Annotated in this window: 13 protein-coding genes; 7 read left to right on the forward strand and 6 right to left on the reverse strand. The window is 56.6% G+C overall.

What is annotated here, in order from left to right:
- Positions 1 to 347 precede the first annotated feature (347 nt).
- The 3 genes from O3648_RS06965 (at position 348) to O3648_RS06975 (ending at position 4,845) form a co-directional block, all read left to right on the forward strand.
- Positions 348 to 1,985 (forward strand): L-lactate permease, encoded by a 1,638-nt coding sequence (locus O3648_RS06965; RefSeq protein WP_279788784.1) that lies wholly within the window; start codon positions 348 to 350, stop codon positions 1,983 to 1,985.
- 577 nt (positions 1,986 to 2,562) lie between these two features.
- Complete coding sequence (locus O3648_RS06970) at positions 2,563 to 4,185, forward strand: L-lactate permease (RefSeq protein ID WP_371569259.1); 1,623 nt, start codon at positions 2,563 to 2,565, stop codon at positions 4,183 to 4,185.
- A gap of 270 nt (positions 4,186 to 4,455) precedes the next feature.
- Positions 4,456 to 4,845 carry a DUF1304 domain-containing protein gene (locus O3648_RS06975; RefSeq protein ID WP_279754699.1) on the forward strand — a complete coding sequence of 130 codons (390 nt, stop codon included), beginning with the start codon at positions 4,456 to 4,458 and terminating at the stop codon, positions 4,843 to 4,845.
- Positions 4,846 to 4,987: 142 nt separating this feature from the next.
- Here O3648_RS06975 and O3648_RS06980 read toward each other — a convergent pair whose 3' ends face one another.
- The 5 genes from O3648_RS06980 to O3648_RS07000 all read right to left on the reverse strand — a co-directional run bounded on the left by O3648_RS06980 (position 4,988) and on the right by O3648_RS07000 (position 11,385).
- On the reverse strand, positions 4,988 to 5,599 hold the full coding sequence (locus O3648_RS06980; protein WP_371569261.1) for a methylated-DNA--[protein]-cysteine S-methyltransferase: 612 nt from the start codon (positions 5,597 to 5,599) through the stop codon (positions 4,988 to 4,990).
- 641 nt (positions 5,600 to 6,240) lie between these two features.
- Positions 6,241 to 6,507, reverse strand: a complete 267-nt coding sequence (locus O3648_RS06985) for an N-acyl-D-glutamate deacylase (RefSeq protein ID WP_279788781.1) — start codon at positions 6,505 to 6,507, stop codon at positions 6,241 to 6,243.
- Between the two features lie 390 nt (positions 6,508 to 6,897).
- Positions 6,898 to 8,454: a glycerol kinase GlpK gene (gene glpK / locus O3648_RS06990; RefSeq protein ID WP_371569264.1), complete on the reverse strand. Its 1,557-nt coding sequence runs from the start codon at positions 8,452 to 8,454 to the stop codon at positions 6,898 to 6,900.
- Between the two features lie 42 nt (positions 8,455 to 8,496).
- Positions 8,497 to 9,294 carry an aquaporin family protein gene (locus tag O3648_RS06995; protein WP_279754694.1) on the reverse strand — a complete coding sequence of 266 codons (798 nt, stop codon included), beginning with the start codon at positions 9,292 to 9,294 and terminating at the stop codon, positions 8,497 to 8,499.
- A gap of 345 nt (positions 9,295 to 9,639) precedes the next feature.
- Positions 9,640 to 11,385, reverse strand: coding sequence for a glycerol-3-phosphate dehydrogenase/oxidase (locus O3648_RS07000; RefSeq protein WP_279740409.1), 1,746 nt, complete (start codon positions 11,383 to 11,385; stop codon positions 9,640 to 9,642).
- Positions 11,386 to 11,507: 122 nt separating this feature from the next.
- Between O3648_RS07000 and O3648_RS07005 the strand changes: the two genes are divergently transcribed.
- Both O3648_RS07005 and O3648_RS07010 read left to right on the forward strand, forming a co-directional pair.
- Positions 11,508 to 12,455: a sugar-binding transcriptional regulator gene (locus O3648_RS07005; protein ID WP_279754692.1), complete on the forward strand. Its 948-nt coding sequence runs from the start codon at positions 11,508 to 11,510 to the stop codon at positions 12,453 to 12,455.
- A gap of 570 nt (positions 12,456 to 13,025) precedes the next feature.
- Positions 13,026 to 13,211 (forward strand): hypothetical protein, encoded by a 186-nt coding sequence (locus O3648_RS07010; RefSeq protein ID WP_371569267.1) that lies wholly within the window; start codon positions 13,026 to 13,028, stop codon positions 13,209 to 13,211.
- A gap of 187 nt (positions 13,212 to 13,398) precedes the next feature.
- Here the strand turns inward: O3648_RS07010 and O3648_RS07015 are convergent, their stop codons facing one another.
- Entirely contained in the window at positions 13,399 to 14,325 is a 927-nt protein-coding gene (locus tag O3648_RS07015) for a LysR family transcriptional regulator (RefSeq protein ID WP_279740414.1), read from the reverse strand.
- Between the two features lie 515 nt (positions 14,326 to 14,840).
- Here O3648_RS07015 and O3648_RS07020 point away from each other — a divergent pair.
- Together O3648_RS07020 and gcvH are read left to right on the forward strand one after the other, a co-directional pair.
- Entirely contained in the window at positions 14,841 to 18,332 is a 3,492-nt protein-coding gene (locus O3648_RS07020) for a bifunctional proline dehydrogenase/L-glutamate gamma-semialdehyde dehydrogenase (RefSeq protein ID WP_279740416.1), read from the forward strand.
- Between the two features lie 438 nt (positions 18,333 to 18,770).
- On the forward strand, positions 18,771 to 19,163 hold the full coding sequence (gene gcvH / locus O3648_RS07025; RefSeq protein WP_279754690.1) for a glycine cleavage system protein GcvH: 393 nt from the start codon (positions 18,771 to 18,773) through the stop codon (positions 19,161 to 19,163).
- Positions 19,164 to 19,411: the final 248 nt, after the last annotated feature.

Here is a 19,411-nt window from a genome sequence, read left to right on the forward strand (position 1 = left end):
ATGACCGAATTGGTGGGGGACGGGTGGTACATTTGTAATCGAGGAACTGTGTTTTAGGAATCAGAAGCGTCGACTTTGGTACTGATTTTTTCTTTGACAAATCAAGGAATAATTAGGTTTCTATGACTAAAACACAGCTTCAAGCACACCAAATTTCATAGTCGTAAAATCAACACGAACCCAAGTAAAGGTAAATATTCCCGTGGGGTAGCCTCCCCAACGCATAAAGCAACGAGAAAATATACCTGAAGCATGCGGCATACACATGGCTACGCGCACCATTGGGCAGGCTTTACGGCACAACACAATCCCGTCCTTCATGGGCGCGGAAAGGAACACAAAACATCATGTGGCAGCAAGTCTACGACCCGCTACACTCGAGCGCTCTCTCCGCACTCGTGGCGGCAGTCCCGATTATTTTCTTCCTTCTGGGCCTCACCGTCCTGAAGCTCAGCGGTATTAAATCTGCCGTCATCTCTCTGGTGCTTGCACTCGTTATCGGTTGCGGTATCTTCGGCATGCCCGTCACCGCAGGTGCAGGCTCGATCATCTACGGTTTTCTCTCGGGTCTGTGGCCCATTGGCTGGATTGTCCTCATGGCAGTGTGGCTCTACCGCATTTCCGTGCGTTCCGGTGGTTTCGAAATCGTTCGCTCCTCCATCTCCTCCATCTCTACCGACCAGCGCGTCCAGATGCTGCTGATTGCCTTCTGCTTCGGTGGCTTCCTTGAAGGTGCTGCCGGCTTCGGTATCCCGATCGCTATCTGTGCTGCACTGCTCGTGTCCCTGGGCTTCAACCCGCTCAAGGCAGCAATGTTTGCGCTGATCGCTAACGCGAGCTCCGGTGCATACGGTGCTATCGGTATCCCTGTGACTACCGCAGCAACCCGCGGTGGCGTGGACCTGCACGGCCTGTCCACCGAGCTGGTTCTGGTGATTCAGATTATCGCAGCTCTCATCCCCGTTCTGCTCGTTGCTATTCAGGACGGTCTGCGCGGTATCCGCGAAGTCGGTCTGGTAGCACTGATTGTTGGTCTGATTTACTCTGGTGGCCAGTCTGTCCTGCTGGCAGGCCTCGGCAACCCTGAGCTCGTCGACATCATCCCGCCGCTGCTGGCACTGGTCGCTCTGGCACTCATCATGCAGAAGTGGCAGCCCAAGCACATCTTCCGTGAGCCTACCGCTCCCAGCCTCGAAGAAGTTCAGGCTCAGCAGAGCATCAAGCACACCAGTGGTGAAATCCTCAAGGCATGGAGCCCCTTCGTCTACCTGTCCGTCGTGATTCTGCTCTGGTCGACTGCTTTCAAGCCGCTCTTCGCTAAGGGGGGTCTGCTGGCCTTCAGCAACATTACCTTCCCCGTTCCGTGGCTGCACCAGACCATCCAGCAGGCGGCACCGATTGTTGCAACCCCCAAGGCTATTGACGTGAACTACACCTGGAGCATCATTGGTGCTTCCGGTACTGCAATTCTGGTGGCAGCACTTATTACCATCTTGACCTCCTCCATTAGCTGGGGTGAGGCTATTGAGGAACTCGGCGCAACCTGGAAGCAGCTGCAGACCCCGATTATCATGATCTGCCTGGTCATGTCCGTTGCTAACGTCATGAACTACGCAGGTATGATTACCTCCATCGCGCTGGCTGTTGCTGCTGTGGGTGCAATCTTCCCGCTGCTGTCCCCGATTATCGGTTGGATTGGCGTGTTCGTGACCGGCTCGGTGGTGAACAACAACATCCTCTTCGCTGGCCTGCAGGCTACCACCGCACAGCAGATTGGCGTCAGCCCGACCTTGCTAGTTGCATCGAACACCGCCGGTGGTGTGATGGCGAAGATTGTTTCTCCGCAGTCCATCGCAATTGCAGCTGCTGCTGTGAACAGCTCTGGTCAGGAATCCAAGATTACCTCCATGGCTATCAAATACAGTGCAGCACTGTTGGCTATCACCTGTGTTTGGGTTTACGTCCTGTCCCTGGTTGTTTCCTAAACAGCGTAAAGCTCCGATGCGCGTCACCTACCTTCTCTGAAAGGTGAGGTACCCGCGAGGCGGTTTACCAAAAGCCCCCTTCTACTTCGGTAGGAGGGGGCTTTCGCATTATGCACCAATATGTAACTTATCGGCTTGAAATAGTGCTAGAAGTGGGAATATCAGGACAGCTGCTGGTGCCGATAGGGAGTGCATCATAATGACTCTTAACTGTTGTTTCACACTGTAAAAACACTCAATGCAGGATAAAAGATTCATAAAGTGTAGTGATAAAATTCTCAGCGGGCATTGGCGCCGTAGGTGAGAGCACGAGCTTAAGGATTTTTAGCTTCTAGGCCTCCAACGAGAGAACCAACGCCCCGCACCGTGGAAACATCCTTCCCGCGCTCCTGCCTTCAGCCAAGGCTCCAACATATATTCATGATGTTGCTACGCCTTTCACGTTCAGAGATTCTTAGCGATAGAGGCGTCGTGAGGCTACGCCTCGTGCTACCCCATAGGGCAGGCGGACGCACCCTACAGCGGCATCCAAACCGCTGTAGGTACACCCTGCTGCGGGGAAGGACAAACTACTCTCATGTGGTCGCAAACCTACGATCCCCTTAACGCCTCAGTACTTTCTGCACTTGTCGCGGTATCCCCTATAATTCTTTTTCTGCTCTGTCTCACGGTTTTCAAGCTCAGCGGTATTAAATCAGCGCTGATTACCCTGGTCCTTACCCTGGCTATTGCAATGGGCGTCTTCCACTTGCCGTGGACGGCAGCAGCCGGGTCCATTCTCTACGGATTCCTCTCAGCGCTCTGGCCTATTGCATGGATTGTGCTCATGGCAGTGTGGCTCTACCGCATCGCGGTACGTAGTGGAAAATTTGCCATCGTGAGGGCCTCTGTCTCATCTATCTCTGCCGATCAGCGTATCCAGGTGCTACTCATCGCTCTCTGCTTTGCCGGCTTCATTGAGGGTGCGGCGGGCTTCGGCATTCCGATTGCTATTTCCGTGGCGTTACTTGCTGCCCTAGGCTTCAACCCGCTCAAAGCTGCGATGCTTTCACTGGTTGCTAACGCCACCGTGGGCGCATACGGTGCGGTCGGTATCCCCGTGACCACTGGTGCTGCTATTGGTAACGTAGATTTGGGCCATCTATCCAATCAGATGGTGTGGGTTCTACAGATTTTTGCAGCGCTAGTACCTGTTCTCGTGGTCGCTATTCAGGATGGCCTGCGCGGTATCCGCGAAGTTGGTCTGGTGGCTCTAGCTACCGGTATCGTGATTTCTGGTCTGCAGAGCATCATGCTGTGGGTTTTGCAAACCCCTGAGCTGATTGGTATTTTGCCTCCGCTGGTTGGCTTAGTATTCCTGGCCGTTGTTATGCGTTTCTGGCAGCCGAAGACTATCTACCGTGAACCCACTGCCCCCACGCTGGAGGAGCTGGCAGAGCAAGAAGAACCGACGTACAGCCTGCGTGAAATCGCGGATGCCTGGAGCCCCTTTATCTTCCTCTCCATCACCATTTTGCTCTGGTCTACTGTACTGCACCCTGTTTTTGATGTTGACGGACCGCTGGGCTTTATGAATTTGAGTTTCCACGTGCCTGGTATACACCACCAGATTGGTGACGGTGAAGGTTTGGCTATTCATGCGGTCTTCAATTGGAATATTCTGGGTGCTGCCGGTACAGCTATTCTGGTTGCTGCTCTGCTCTCGGCCGTGACCTCGAAGATTACTGCGCGTGCGGCTCTTGAGGAGCTCAACGGTGCGTGGCAACAGCTGAAGAAGCCCATTTATATGATTTGCCTGGTGATGTCTGTTGCAAACCTCATGAACTATGCAGGTATGACCTCGTCTATTGCTTTGGCAGTGGCTACGGCTGGTGCGCTCTTCCCGCTCTTCTCGCCCATCATTGGCTGGATTGGTGTGTTTGTGACCGGTTCGGTGACCAACAACAATGTGCTCTTTGCGGGGCTGCAGGCAAGCACTGCGCACCAGATTGGTGTGGATCCGGCGATGCTAGTGGCTGCCAATACTTCCGGTGGCGTGATGGGTAAGATCGTCTCCCCGCAGTCGATTGCGGTGGCGGTTGCCGCTGTTAATGAGGCGGGTCAGGAATCGAAGGTTACCTCTATGGCAATCAAGTACAGCCTCTTCTTGCTGGTGTTGCTGTGCATTTGGACGTATATGCTCACGCTTATCGTGCACTAGCTGTTTTCGCCTAGTTGCTTTCCTTATTGGGGGAAGAAACAAACAGATGTGTTGAACGCTCGTTGCGATGTCTTGTTGTGACGAGCGTTCAACCTATCTGCGGTATCCAACGTTATACGATGCGGATAATCCACGGGGCTGGAGTAGAATTAGTGTTTGTTCCCACACGCCGGATACGTAGATAGGAGAGGCTATCCGGCTGCTACTCGTGTGTTGCCGGCTGACCTGTGCCACACAGCTAACGGATGACCTACTACTCAAGGAGAAACAATGCAGACGCTCGCAACGGTCACCACCGTTTTTGCCTTTGTAGCAATCGCTATTCATGTGTACATCTGGATTATCGAGTCGTTCCTCTGGACTAAGCCTAGAGGCCGCGAAACCTTCGGAATGACCGAAGAGTTTGCCGAGTCCACCAAGGAAATGGCTGCAAACCAGGGCCTGTACAACCTGATGCTCGCCTGGATTGCCGCAACCGGTCTGCTCGCATTCTGGTTCGGCTCCCCGCAGGTGGGCGTGGCGCTCCTATTCGCAGGCCTGGGCTCCATGGCGGTTGCCGGTGCCTACCTGTTCCTCACCTCCCCGGATAAGCGCAAGCCGGCGCTGATTCAGCTGACCCCGCCGCTGCTGGCGCTAATTTTCCTCTTTGCGACGATTTAATTCAGATTGGAACCTCTCAACGTATAGAAGCCGCGTGTTACTTCTACGAAGTAGCACGCGGCTTTTCTCTGCCCGGGCACACCTTCGCGCCAGAGGCTCAAAGGCTTAGCTGAAAAGACCCGAACAGCCTCGCCTGTAGGCGCTAGAAGAGCCGCGCCTCCCGCACCTCTTCCGGCTCCTCCAAGTCAAGGAGGAACTGCTTACGATCAACCCCGCCAGCGTAGCCGGTCAAGCTACCGTCAGCACCAATAACACGGTGGCACGGAATCATAATAGAAACCTTATTACGGCCGACCGCCTGACCCACAGCCTGTGCCGGAGCGCCGGGACCAACCGCACGCGAAATATCGCCGTAAGTGGTGGTGTACCCGGCAGGAACAGTCTTCAAATGCTCCCACACAATCAGCTGAAAATCGGTACCCTCAGGATCTAACGGCAGTGTAAAAGAAGTGCGCTTGCGCGCAAAGTACTCAGACAGCTGCACCGTAGCCAGCTCAAGAAGCTGCGCCGCCGCATACTCGCCGGCAGGCTCATCATCTTCCGGCGTGCCGTGGTCCCGCAGGTAAGCCCCGGGATTCTCAACCAGTCCACCAAGCTCATGGGGGAGCGGAAAATGCGCCTGATCCTCGTACCAGATGCCAACAATCGCATTCGCTCGGGCAGCAATATAGAGCACGCCGACGGGACTCGAATAGCGAGTGTACCAGCGCGTAAGTGCTTCCGGTGGCTGCGGCGAATCGGTCGCTTTGGTCATGCTCTTCCTCATTGGCTCGTGGGCGTGTACTGCAGATGGTATTAGGTGCAAATATTCCTTTCAACCATCATAGGGGAGGGGCACCTCCGTACCGTACCCGCAGCTGGTTTTTTCTATAACTGACCACTATGTATGAGATGTATATGCACCGTCGTTGAAATATTTCAGGATGCCCGGCAATTTTGATTGAGCCCGAAGAGCTGGCATTCTGTGAAGTACACACCGATACATCGCAATTCAATACTCCGGCTTCTCCACTTTATAGTGATGCCTTCCATAGTGGTACCAATCCTTCTGCTGTGGGAGCTCATAGCGCTGAGCACCTCAGACCACACCCGCGACCCGAGAGCCCTTATCTACCTGATTCCTATTGTTCTCATTACAGCGGTGCTCCTTCTGGGTAGGATGGCTTGTTGAACGACCCCCCCCAGCTGGAAATATAACGCTTTTGTAGTCCATGAGAACACAAAGGCAGAACTAGCCAGAGCCGAAGCACGTCAAAGTACTGGTTCAAACTGTTGAGAAATGGTTGCAGAACCGGGCTCTGAACCACGATTTAATATAAATGTGCCGCCTCACTGACACCGGTGAGGCGGCACATTTTATATTGTCTAGGGGAAAAGAAGCCCACTACTTAGCAACTACTCCGTCAGTGTTGCCCCCCCCGTGTGGTGCAGATGCGGCAGGCGGGTTGAGTGCAGGTCGTGGCCGAGTACATCGTGCGCATCCGGGTCCTCGTTCGGGAGCACATGCGAGTACTTGGAGTAGTCGCGGTACAGCGCGTAGGCACCAATTACGGTCAGTACGATAGCAATACCCAGAGCCCACGGCACAGCGGCGGCTGAATACAGGATAGAGAAGAGCACCAACAACCAGGAAAGAGCAGCAGCAAGAATTGAAATGTTCATAGCAATAATTGCATGCCTGCGGAGACGGACATCAACCATAATCGGTGCGGGATAACCCGCTTCCTCTTTCCGGGAGCGTATGCTCTGGTCTCATGCAAACCAGTAGGTGCTAGAGGCGTAACCAACCACCATCTGCGGCGGCCAGAATAGAATCAATAAGCCTATATATCTATGATATGGCGCGTGAAATAGAGATAAAAGGCGTATATACGCCATAAGAGTAATCCCACATAACAGATGAATTGTTATCTCAACAAGAAGCATGAAATGAGTGCTTTTTACAGTAAGAACTGCCGCAAAAAGCCACGGCTGCTTCAACCCCATAGCGGGGGAGAAGTAGCCGGGGCTTCGTTAGTACGCGGGCCGTGCCGTCAGGCAACGGTGCTGCGATTAGGCGGTCGGAACGTCCTCGTCGACCCACTCGAGGGTGCGCGAGACAGCCTTCTTCCAGAGGCGGTACTGGCGGTCAACCTCTGCGGGTTCCATGGAGGGCAGCCAGCGCTTGTCCTCAACCCAGTTGTCCACAACGTCCTGCTCCCCGGCCCAGAAACCAACAGCGATACCTGCAGCGTATGCTGCGCCCAGAGCGGTGGTCTCAACAACCTTCGGGCGGATCACAGGGACACCGAGGATGTCAGCCTGGAATTGCATGAGGAACTCGTTAGCGGTCATGCCGCCGTCCACGCGCAGCTCGGAGAGCTTAACACCGGAGTCAGCGTTCATTGCGTCCAGAACCTCGCGGGTCTGGAATGCGGTTGCTTCCAGTGCCGCACGCACGATGTGTGCACGGTTCACGTAGCGGGTCAGGCCAACGATGACGCCACGAGCGTCGGAACGCCAGTGAGGTGCGAACAGGCCGGAGAATGCGGGAACAACGTAGCAGCCACCGGAATCCTTGACGGAGGTAGCCAGTTCCTCAGACTCTGCAGCGTGCTCAATCATGCGCAGGTTGTCGCGCAGCCACTGGATCAGGGAGCCGCTCATTGCAACCGAGCCTTCCAGAGCGTAGACGGGAGCTGCGTCGCCAATCTTGTAGGCGACGGTGGTCAGCAGACCGTTGTCGGAGAAGACAGGCTCGTTGCCGGTGTTCATGAGCATGAAGTTACCGGTACCGTAGGTGTTCTTCGCCATGCCCTTCTCGAAGCAAGCCTGGCCGAAGGTTGCAGCCTGCTGGTCGCCCAGGATACCCGCAATGGGGGTGCCTGCGAGCAGGCCGGTTGCGCGGCCGAAGCCGTACACCTCGGAGGAGGACTTGATTTCGGGCAGCATGCTCATGGGGATGCCCATGTCTGCAGCGATCTGCGGATCCCATTCGAGGGTGCGGATGTTCATTAGCAGGGTACGGGATGCGTTGGTTACGTCGGTGACGTGAACGCCGCCCTCAACACCACCGGTCAGGTTCCAGACCAGCCAGGTGTCGGTGTTGCCGAAGAGCAGGTCGCCGCGCTCTGCGCGCTCGCGTGCGCCTTCAACATTGTCCAGGATCCACTTGATCTTGGGGCCGGAGAAGTAGGTAGAGAGGTTCAGGCCGACGATGTCGTGGTACTTGCCAACGCCCTCTTCGCCTGCGAGCTCTTCAACGATTTCCTGGGTGCGGGTGTCCTGCCAGACGATTGCGTTGTAGACGGGCTCACCGGTGTTTTTGTCCCACACGACGGTGGTTTCACGCTGGTTGGTGATGCCGACTGCAGCGATTTCGTGGTGGTTGACTTCGCCGTTTGCCATTGCGGTTGCTACAACCTTACGGACGTTATGCCAAATCTCGGTTGCGTCGTGCTCGACCCAGCCTGCCTTGGGGAAGATCTGCTCGTGCTCGAGCTGACCGTGCGCTACGTTCTCGCCTGCCTTGTTGAACAGGATCGCGCGGGAGCTGGTGGTGCCCTGGTCGATGGAGAGGATGTACTTGCGCTTGGTGTCGAGGGTCGCGGAGTGCAGAGAAGTCGTCATTGATTTTTCCTTAGAACTAAAACGACGGGGTTTTTGAGAGGTTTAGAGGGGCAGAACTGCTGGAATGATCAGGCCAGCGAGGATAGCGCCGATGATCGGGCCAACAACCGGAACCCATGCGTAAGACCAGTTGGAACCGGTCTTACCGGGAATGGGAAGCAGAGTGTAGGCGATACGGGGGCCGAGGTCACGAGCAGGGTTGATAGCGTAACCGGTTGCGCCACCGAGGCTCATACCGATAGAAACAACTACCAGGGCAACAGCCAGGGGGCCGAGCTCGCTAGGGGTCTTACCGGATGCGATGATCCAGCCAATCAAGACGAAGGTACCGAAGACCTCGGTGATCACGTTCCAGCCGTAGGACTTGATGGCGGGGCCAGTGGAGAAGATGCCGAGGCGGTCGCCCGGGTCCTCATCGAAGTGCTTCTTGTAGGTGAGGTACGCACCGGTTGCGCCGGCCATTGCACCGAGCATCTGAGCGACGATGTACAGAGCGATGTTGCCTGCGGTTGCGGGAACTCCGGCTGCCAGATCGCGGCCAGCGGTTGCCAGGCCTGCGGTCACTGCGGGGTTCAGGTGTGCACCGGAGAGGAAGGAGAGGTACACGGCGGTGAACACTGCCAGACCCCAGCCGAAGGTGATAACGACCCAACCTGCGTCCTTAGCGTAGGACTTCTTGAGGGTCACTGCGGCACATACGCCGGCACCGAGCAGAATCAGGATGAAGGTGCCGAAGAATTCGGAAGCGAAGATTCCAAGGGGGGTGGGGGCACCGGATGCATCCACGAGTGCGGGTGAACCGGCTACAAGTACAGTTCCTACGGATGCAAGAAGAGACATTGATGCTCCTTGAAGACGAAGCGTCTGGAAGGCAAGCGAGCCGATGCTTGTTTGTTCCTGTGCCGTCCTCCCCGCAATGCGGTTTTTGGGCACAACGCTGTGCTGAAATGTGTAGCGGTTGCCACGAAAAATGTTGGTTGAATGTCTGGGTGAGAAGCAGATTGCCCTGTGGGCTAAGCCCGTATTTAGCACTCTGCTTCTTGTGCAGGGGATTATCGTAAATGGTTATTTAACCGTCCGTCCACCCCTCACCGGCAAGTATGAGATAGCCCATAACCGGTGAGGGGCGAACCTAAGGTCCGTACCAAATAATTGGTTGCGAAAGGTAGATGGAATCTCTAAGGATTAGAGCTTCACGCGAGGTGCCACGGGGGTAACAGCCTCAATCTTTGCTGACGCTTCAGCGTCAGTGGAGGTGGACTCTGCCTCGCGCATTGCTGCAACGCGTGCTGCGTAGAGGTTGAGTTCTTCCTTGACCTTCTTGTCATCCCAGCCGAGCTCGGCACGCATGATGTCGAGGATCTCGTCTGCTGCCGCCAGGCCGCGGTCACGCTGCTCGAGGTCGAGGCGTACACGGCGGACCAGAACGTCCTCCAGGTGTAGGGCACCTTCGTAGCGGATAGCGAAGACGACGTCTGCACGCAGGAACTGGGGTGCCTTAGCCAGGGGAGTGCCGAGGGAGGGGTCAGCGTCGATGAGAGCGCCGAGGTCCTCAATCTGTGCGCCGTAACGCTCCAGCAGGTGGGTGATGCGGTCCTCATCCCAGCCGTAACGCTCTGCGTAGCGTGCACGGTTAGCAGCGATTGCGTGGTAGCCGTCTGCACCGACCAGACCGATAGTTGCGGTCACGGAGGGGTTCTGCTTAGCCTGCTCACCCAGTGCGAAGTCGACAGCGTCTGCAGCCATGACACGGTAGGTGGTGAGCTTGCCGCCTGCGATTGCGCTCATGCCGGGTGCAACCTCGGTCACGGTGTGCTCGCGGGAAACCTTGGTGGATGCTGCGCCGTCCTTGACCTTGGGCTGCAGTAGCGGGCGCAGACCGGTGTAGGTGCCGATGATATCCTCGCGAGTCAGCGGGTTAGCGATCAGCTTGTTAGCCTGCATCAGGACGTAGTCGATGTCCTTACTGGTTGCGACGGGGCGCTCGCGGTCCTCGGCGTAGGGGGTGTCGGTGGTGCCGATAATCCAGTAACGCTGCCAGGGAATGATGAAGAGAACGGATTTCTCGGTCTTGGTGAAGATACCGCTGGTTGCGTTGATACGGTCGCGGGGAACAACGATGTGGATACCCTTGGAAGCCAGAACCTCCAGGCCAGCATTGGGGTTAGCCAGGGACTCGGACTCTTCGGTCCACACGCCGGTTGCGTTGATGACGTGCTTTGCACGGACGTTCAGGCGCTCGCCGGTCTCCAGGTCGGCCAGCTCTGCGCCGATGACGCGGCCGGATGCGTCCTTGGTGAAGCCGACAACCTGGGTGCGGGATGCAGCCAGTGCACCGTAGCCTGCAGCGGTGCGGATGACGTCGATGACGAGGCGTGCATCGTCAACACGTGCATCGTAGAACTGGATTGCGCCGCTGAACGCGGAGTCCTTGATGTCGGGGAAGACGGTCTTGGTGCCGGTCTTGGAGAAGTGACGCTGGGAGGGGACGCCCTTGTTTCCGCGGGAGCCGAGGAATGCGAGGGTGTCGTACATGCCGATGCCGATTGCCGAGTATGCACGCTCAATGACAGGCATCTTCAGCGGCCATAGGAAGGGCTGTGCGTGCACCAGGTGGGGTGCAATCTTGTTCAGCAGCAGGCCACGCTCGGTCAGTGCTTCAGTCACGAGCTTGAAGTCGAGGTTGTAGAGGTAACGCAGACCGCCGTGGACGAGCTTGGAGGACCATGCGCTGGTGCCTGCAGCCCAGTCACCTGCTTCGACGATGCCGGTGCGCAGACCGCGGGTCGCTGCGTCGAGGGCAATGCCTGCGCCGGTAATGCCGCCGCCTACAACCAGGATGTCAAGTTCTTCATTGACCATGCTCTTGAGTGCCTGGGTGCGGGATTCGGCAGTCAGCTGAGACTGCTGTGCAAAGTGTTGGGAGCTCATGTAGCGCTCTTTCTGCTCGTGCCGCGTGTGCGGCATGGGGTTTCATCTTGCATTTAGTAAAACCCAATGGTGAAATAATAACCAAGTAGCATGAACGGATTTTCACTAGGGGTCTGTAGTCAATGAACGAACGCACTAATCACACCTATGAAGCGGCGCAGCTTTACTACATCCACAACATGACAATGGACGCTATCGCGGCCCGTCTAGGGGTTTCGCGCGCCACTGTCTCACGCCTGCTTAAAAGCGCTCGCGAGAGCGGAATGGTGCAGATTCGTCTGGACGAGTCCTTCCGTACCCGTAGTGAGCTGGAGCGACGTATTGGTGAGCGCTATAAGGTGCGTGTCACCCTCGTGAATGTGCGACCCGATGCAACCCCCATTGCCCGCATGAGCCAGGTATCTCGCACTGCGGCGGCGCTACTTGATTCCCTGGTTGACAACGGAACGAGTCTGGGTGTGGCGTGGGGTTCAACCATGACTGAGATTTCTCGCCACCTACCTCGCCGCCCGCTTACCGGTGTGACTGTGGTTCAGCTGAACGGCGCGGGTAACGCCCACCATTCCGGTATTCCGTACCTGGGTTCTCTGCTGGGGCATCTGGTGAACGCTTACGATGCGCACACGATTCACTTCCCGGTTCCTGCGTTCTTTGACTATGCGGACACCAAGACCGCCATGTGGCGTGAGCGTAGCGTGCAGAAGAACCTGCATGCCCAGCACAATGTTGACCTCGCCATTTTTGGTGTGGGTGCTTTTGGTGGCCCTATTCCGTCTCACGTGTATTCGGGTGGTTATTTTGAGGCGCAGGAGCAGCGTCACTTGCGGGAGCTGGGTGTTGTGGGGGATATGTGCACGATTCTTTTGCGTGAGGACGGCTCTTGGGCTGATTTGGAGCTGAATAAGCGTGCATCCGGTCCGACTCCGAAGGAGCTGGCTCGTATTCCGCGTCGTATTTGCGTTGCGTCCGGTACTCACCGTGTGCGTGCTTTGCGTGGTGCCTTGCGTACCGGCGCGATTACTGATTTGGTTCTTGATGATGCGTTGGCAAAGGCGCTCATGGAGAAGTAGCTAAAAATAATCGCCGCGGGAATGAGGGTCCGTGGTTATGGGCTAAAAAGGTACCTTGAATCTGAAAGGGTAGCGCTGAGAGCTTTCCACGTGAACCTCTCAATCGCCGCCTGAACAATGTTTCAAGGCGCCGTTTAGTATCGTCAAAAACTGCACCGATAATGGCGTGAAGGTCGGTAGCGCCGGCCTGTTTACTACCGGTACCTCTGGCACTGAGAATTCCATATGGGTGGGGGTAACACGATGGTTGGTGTGAGCACCTACGGCTACCCCTACCCGAGGTACCCGGAGGGTGCCGTGCCGGTCCGTCGGTTCCTGAGAACACGCTTTTTGCTCCCGGTATGGAGCATTGGGATATGACTGGCCGCGGCCTACGTAAGATTTGGGACCGTAACGATGTGTACTCTTCGGCTGTTATTCGCTATTGCTCCGCTGATGGCCTGATGTACACGCTGTGAGCGTTGCCGCGCTTCGGCTTTGGTAGCTCCTGTGGGTGCTCTGAATCTCGATGCGCTGCGCCGTTGCGCGCAGACCGGTTAGGCTGGTACTGGCGACGAGAATGTTCTGGAGTTGAGTACCGCTATTCCTCGCGGTCATCGTCTGGATATTCAGCTGAATTATCAGGTGGCTTCGGGTGTTACCGGTTCTGCGTTGAAGCAGGTTCATGTGAGCGCTGTGCTGGATATGACGGCGGCTGGTTTGTCCTCTTCGTGCTACGAGGTGCAGAGCCGGACTGTGGTTGCTTCGCTGAACTAGCAGTTGAGCTGGCCCCGTGACGGATGTGCACGGGGGGGGGTGGAGTGGCTCCACTGTTGCGTGCTTTTATAGCTCTACATATAGGCGCCTGTTGAAAAAGACATATTGAAAGGTCGAGGCCGTTTGTGGGAACGGCCCCGACCTTTGCGTTGGTCGGCTTATCGAGATGGGCGGCAACCAATTTTTCCTATGCGGTTTCGGTCTTGTTGTGTTCACTGAATGCCACCTGCACGGCGTGGTGTAGCGCTTGACGCACCATGGCAATGGCGGGGTTGGCGGCGGACTCTCGGCGTACCGCGGTAAAGATTTTGCGGGAGGGTTTACCGGGGAGCTCTACGATGCGTAGTCCCTCGGTGGTGGAAAGAGAGGAAAGGATGAAACCGGGCACGATGGTGACGGCGAATCCTGCTTTGACGAGGTTGGAGTTCGTGATCATGTCGTTGGCGCTGTAGCGGATGACCGGCTCGAATCCTGCGGTGCGGCACTGGTTGAGTGCCCAGCTGCGGGAGGTGTTCTGCTCCATTTCGAGGACCCAGGGCAGTGCGTGCGCCTCCTCGATTGAGGTGATGGTGGAGGTACTGGGCACGATGAGGCTGAGCGGGTCTTCGGTGAGTAGCTCGGAATGCAGTTCGGGGTATTCGGGGATGTGGTGGTGCGGGTAGGCTTCGGAGAGCACCATGTCGTATTCGCGGCTTCGGGTCAGGGAGGTGCCGGTTTCGGGGTCGATTTGCAGTACCTGCAGGGTGAGCGAGGGGGCATGCTCGGCAAGGTAGGTGAGGGTTTCCGGTAGCAGCGCGAAGGCCGCGGACTGGAAGATGGCGAGGCGGACCATGCCTGCCGGTTCGCCGGTGAGGTTGGCGACGGAGGTTTGCATGCGGTCGAGTTCACGCAGGATGCTTCGGGCGCTGTCGACGATGATGAGTCCGGCGCTGGTGAGCTGTACGCGCCTGCCGATGCGCTGCAGCAAGGGGGTGCCGGTTTCTTTTTCGAGGGTGGCAATCTGCTGGGAGACGGCGGAGGGGGTGAGACTGAGTGCTTCAGCGGCGGCGATGACGGTGCCGCGTTCTTGGATTTCAAGGAGCATTTGCATGCGTCGGATGTCGTAGATTGACACGTTTTTCCTCCCTGGTGCACTCGGTTATTCGGGTAGGCTGCGCTTCCGAACTCTTCCGTGGTGTGTCTCTTATCGTGGACCCTTATCTATGGTACCGTGCGGGCTTCTGGCCGGTTCTTTTTGAGGCGCATGAAGTGGGGTGATGGCATGTTGGCTTGTGTAGCGAGTATTTTCGCGTTGATGGGACGATTCTTGGGTGTGAAGACTCCTCTGGGAATGGTTTTGAGGTGTTCGTTTGTTACGAAATTAGTTCGATATTTGCGCGCTGAAAGTGCTAGCCTGAGAGAGATGAATAGCGATGTCGCTACAAACCTTACCTTATGTCTCTTCGAACAGTAGGTTCGGAGGGGGCGCAGGGTGAAAACCTCACCACGCAATCATTAAGAAAATCTAAATGAGTTTTGGAAAAAACATTCAGTTTTTCTAATGAGGTATTTATTACCCTTTTGTGGTGAAATAGAGACATCGCCAAACGTGGTGTGCGCCGCACACAGTAAGATAGTTAGGAGTCAAGGATGACCCATCCTTTCGCATCTGAGCACTACCAGAAGATGGCTCTGGAAGCTCGTCAGCTTGTTCGTCAGTGGGTAAACGAGTCCCAGTCGATCAAGCCCACCTTCGCAGCTGAGCAGCTCGCCGGTGTTCTGAAGGACCCCAATGGTCTTCCCTTCACCGTCGGCTTTGTTGATGGCGTTATTCGCCCCGAAGACGACAACGTCTCCGGCCGCAACCTCTCCCGCATTTCCGGTCTGGCACCTTCCTTCCTGCCCTGGTACATGAAGTCCGCTGTTGGCTTCGGTGGCAAGCTAGCTGGCAAGGTTGCGTGGCCCACCGTTCCCGTTGCACGCCGCGTGTTGCGCGAGATGGTCGGTCACCTGATCGTTGACGCTTCTGAAGAGAAGCTGGGCGACGCTATCGCAGAGCTGACCAAGACCGGTAACCGCCTGAACGTTAACCTGCTCGGTGAAGCAGTTCTGGGTGACAAGGAGGCAGAGCACCGCCTGGCTGAGACCAAGCGCCTGCTGGCACGTGACGACGTTGACTACGTCTCCATCAAGGTGTCCGCTGTTTCCGGACCCCACCAGCACTGGGCATTCGACGAGGTCGTTGAGACCGCTGTTCGCCGCCTGACCCCCCTGTATGAGCTGGCTGCATCCACCTCCCCCAAGAAGTTCATCAACCTGGACATGGAGGAGTACAAGGATCTGGACCTCACCATTGAGGTATTCACCAAGATCCTGGACCAGCCCCACCTGAAGGACCTGGAAGCAGGCATCGTGCTCCAGGCATACCTGCCCGATACTCTGGCTGCAATGCAGCACCTGCAGGAATGGTCCGCAAAGCGCGTTGCTGCTGGCGGCGCAGGCATCAAGGTCCGCCTGGTTAAGGGTGCAAACCTCTCCATGGAAATCGTGGAAGCTGTTATGCACGGCTGGCCGCTGACCACCTGGGACACCAAGCAGGCTGCTGACACCAACTACAAGCGCGTTCTGGACTACGCACTGCGTCCCGAGCACGTGAAGAACGTTCGCCTCGGTATTGCAGGCCACAACCTCTTCGACGTTGCTTTCGCTCTGCTGCTGTCCGAGGACCGCGGTGTTAAGGACCGCGTCGAGTTCGAGATGCTGATCGGTATGGCTGAGCAGCAGGCTGAGATTATCCGCCGCCGCGTTGGTCACCTGCTCCTGTACGTGCCCGTCGTGAACCCCAAGGAATTCGACGTTGCAATCGCATACCTGATTCGTCGTCTCGAGGAGAACGCATCCTCCGAGAACTTCATGTCCGGTATCTTCGACCTGGCAACCGACGAGTCTATCTTCAAGCGTGAAGAGGACCGCTTCATGCGTGCACTGAACTCCGTCACCGACGAGGTTCCCGCATCCAAGCGCACCCAGAACCGTCTGACCGAGAATGAGGACGACGTCTTCGTACCGGCTGGCCGTTTCGAGAACACCCCCGACACCGACCCCGCACTGGCTGGTAACCGTGAGTGGGGCCGCGCAATCCTTGAGCGCTCCAAGACCACTAAGCTGGGTATCGACACCCTCAAGGCTAACGAGCTGACCAGCGAGGCTGAGGCTGAGAAGCTGATCAAGGAAACCGAGGAAGCTGGCAAGGCTTGGGGCAAGCTCTCCGGTCACGAGCGTGCAGAGATTCTGCGCAAGGTCGGTAAGGCTATTGCACTGCGCCGCGGTGACCTGCTGGAGGTTATGGCAGCTGAGGCTGGCAAGACCCTGGAGCAGGGCGACACCGAGGTCTCCGAGGCGATTGACTTCGCATACTACTACGCAATGCTGGCTGAGGACCTCGAGAAGATCGACGGCGCAAAGCCCAAGTCTGTTGACCTGACCCTGGTTGTTCCCCCGTGGAACTTCCCGACCGCTATCCCCGCCGGTGGTGTTCTGGCTGGTCTGGCAGCAGGTTCTGCTGTCATCTTCAAGCCCGCAACCATTACCGCACGTACCGGTGCCCTGATCGCAGAGATTATGTGGGATGCAGGCGTCCCCAAGGAAGTTCTGAAGCTCGTCAAGGTTGTTGACCGCGCTGCAGGCAAGTTGCTCATCTCGCACCCCGAGGTTGACCGCCTGATTCTGACCGGTGGTTACGAGACTGCTGAGCTCTTCCGCTCATGGCGTGATGACCTGCCCCTGTTCGGTGAGACCTCGGGTAAGAACTCGATTATTGTCACCCCGAACGCTGACATCGACCTTGCCGTCAAGGATGTTGTTTACTCGGCATTCGGTCACGCAGGTCAGAAGTGCTCCGCTGGTTCGACCGTTATCCTGGTTGGCTCCGTGGCACAGTCCGAGCGTTTCCGCCGTCAGCTGATTGACTCCGTCAGCTCGCTGCACGTAGCACACCCGCAGGACATTGAGTCCGAGATGGGCCCCGTTGTTCAGAAACCGGAAGAGAAGCTGTTGCGCGGTCTGACCACCCTCGGCCCGGGCGAGCGTTGGCTTATCCAGCCGAAGGAACTGGACGAGACGGGCCGCCTGTGGAGCCCCGGTGTTCGTGAAGGTGTCAAGCCCGGTTCCGAGTACCACATGACTGAGTACTTCGGCCCCATCCTGGGCATCATGACCGCTGACACCCTGGAAGAAGCAATCGAGCTGCAGAACGCACCCGATTACGGCCTGACCGCAGGTCTGCACTCGCTGGATGCTGACGAGCTCGAGCTGTGGCTCTCCAAGGTCCAGGCAGGTAACCTGTACGTCAACCGTGCAATTACCGGTGCAATCGTTCAGCGTCAGCCCTTCGGTGGTTGGAAGAAGTCCACCGTGGGTTCCGGTACCAAGGCTGGTGGCCCCAGCTACCTGATTGCTCTGTCCGATTGGGAGCCCGCACAGGCAACCGCAACCGCTGTCACCCAGTCCGTGACCGTCCGCGAGACCCTGGCCACCATCGAGAACTCCGAGCTGGGTAAGCGTGAGGACTTCGGCTTCATCAAGCGCGGTGTCTCCTCTGACGCACACGCTTGGGATACCGAGTTCGGCTTCGGTCACGATCCCTCGAAGCTGGGCGTGGAGCGCAACATTCTGCGCTACGTACCCACCCAGGTTCTGGTTCGTGCTGACGAGTCCGCATCCGCAGCAGAGACCCTGCGTGTTGTGCTCGCCGGTCTGGCAGCTAACGCACCGGTCGCTCTGTCCGTCGGTAAGGACCTGCCGGTCGACGTCCGTGGTGTCCTCGAGAACAAGGGTATCAAGTACGAAGTCAAGTCGGACGCTCAGTTCCGTGAGTACCTGGCTTCGAACGCTAAGACCCCGGTTCGCGCACTGGCTGGTACCCCGCTGGAAGGCACCCGTATCCGCTATATCGGTAACGATGAGAAGTCCATCTACTCGGCACTGGGTGGTCGCCCGGACGTTGCAGTGTATTTCGCACCCGTCACCGAGGCTGGCCGTATCGAGATGCTGCCCTTCCTCCGCGAGCAGGCTGTTTCGATTACCGCACACCGTTTCGGTAACCCGAACCGCTTCTCCGAGCGCGTCATTTCTTCCCGCTAAGGCGCTGTGAGAGTTTAGCTCTCTAGTCTTAGGCTCAGGGCCCTACACCTTTATGGTGTGGGGTCCTGAGCCTTTTTGCGTACCCTGCACCTTTTACGCACTGTGCTGTACCCCTTTGTATACGCTGTATCCATTCCGTAGGTTCCATAACCTACGGGAGGTGCCCGGTAATCGGGGGAGTGGCTTGTAGAGTATGCGCGGCGGGGTGATTGATAAATAGTGGGACTATTCGGCTCTTGAGAATGGTTGGAGGGGGTGGGCACAGTATAGTAGATGAAAAATAGTGTCTTAGAAGTAGTACGGGAGTGTTTAGGCATGCCCCGCATTACTTCTTATGTGATAATTGGTGTAGGACGTTTCGCTATCCCACACGCGGAACGACACCGTGCGCGGGATAGTCCGCGCTACGCAAAATCACACTGAAAGGACACCGCTGCTATGAGCAACGTTCCCGCAGAACTCTCGTACACTTCTGAGCATGAGTGGGTTTCCGCTCTCACCGCTGAGGGCACTGTCCGTGTTGGTATTACCGACCACGCTCAGGATGCACTGGGTGATGTCGTCTACGTCGATCTTCCCTCTGTCGGCGACTCTGTAGTTGCTGAGGATAGCTTCGGAGAGATTGAGTCCACCAAGTCCGTCTCTGATCTTTTCGCTCCTATTGCCGGCGAGATTGTTGCAGTGAACGAGGGTCTGGAAGATGATCCCGCACTGGTTAACTCGGACCCCTACGGAGAGGGCTGGATTGTTGAGATTCGCCCCGAGAACGCTGATGATCTGGCAAACCTGCTGGATGCAGAGGCATACAAGGCTGAGCTAGGTAAGCTCTAAGTCGGATAGATTCTAAGACCTTCTATAGGCCTCAGATAAGAGGTATGTAGTGGTGAAACGGCGAGACCTATTGGTCTCGCCGTTTTTCTTTTAAAATGCACACAAACGCAAGTAGCGGGGTGCATTTAAGGTTCTTCTTGAGGGTGTCTAAACCTGCTGAAGAGGCTTGAAAGATAGCTAAACCCTAAGTGGGAATTTCTTTCAAGTTAAATGTGATGAAAACTTCTACTACCGAGAGAAGATAAAAT

This window comes from Rothia sp. 27098_8_161, from assembly GCF_041432905.1.
Classification (GTDB): Bacteria; Actinomycetota; Actinomycetes; order Actinomycetales; family Micrococcaceae; genus Rothia.

What these genes read in the sequence shown, in the direction of transcription:
- O3648_RS07005 (WP_279754692.1), top strand. Translation starts at nt 11,508, where the DNA reads ATGAACGAACGCACTAATCACACCTATGAAGCGGCGCAGCTTTACTAC.
- glpK (WP_371569264.1), bottom strand. Translation starts at nt 8,454, where the DNA reads ATGACGACTTCTCTGCACTCCGCGACCCTCGACACCAAGCGCAAGTAC.
- O3648_RS06975 (WP_279754699.1), top strand. Translation starts at nt 4,456, where the DNA reads ATGCAGACGCTCGCAACGGTCACCACCGTTTTTGCCTTTGTAGCAATC.
- O3648_RS06980 (WP_371569261.1), bottom strand. Translation starts at nt 5,599, where the DNA reads ATGACCAAAGCGACCGATTCGCCGCAGCCACCGGAAGCACTTACGCGC.
- O3648_RS07020 (WP_279740416.1), top strand. Translation starts at nt 14,841, where the DNA reads ATGACCCATCCTTTCGCATCTGAGCACTACCAGAAGATGGCTCTGGAA.
- gcvH (WP_279754690.1), top strand. Translation starts at nt 18,771, where the DNA reads ATGAGCAACGTTCCCGCAGAACTCTCGTACACTTCTGAGCATGAGTGG.
- O3648_RS06965 (WP_279788784.1), top strand. Translation starts at nt 348, where the DNA reads ATGTGGCAGCAAGTCTACGACCCGCTACACTCGAGCGCTCTCTCCGCA.
- O3648_RS06970 (WP_371569259.1), top strand. Translation starts at nt 2,563, where the DNA reads ATGTGGTCGCAAACCTACGATCCCCTTAACGCCTCAGTACTTTCTGCA.
- O3648_RS06995 (WP_279754694.1), bottom strand. Translation starts at nt 9,294, where the DNA reads ATGTCTCTTCTTGCATCCGTAGGAACTGTACTTGTAGCCGGTTCACCC.
- O3648_RS06985 (WP_279788781.1), bottom strand. Translation starts at nt 6,507, where the DNA reads ATGAACATTTCAATTCTTGCTGCTGCTCTTTCCTGGTTGTTGGTGCTC.
- O3648_RS07000 (WP_279740409.1), bottom strand. Translation starts at nt 11,385, where the DNA reads ATGAGCTCCCAACACTTTGCACAGCAGTCTCAGCTGACTGCCGAATCC.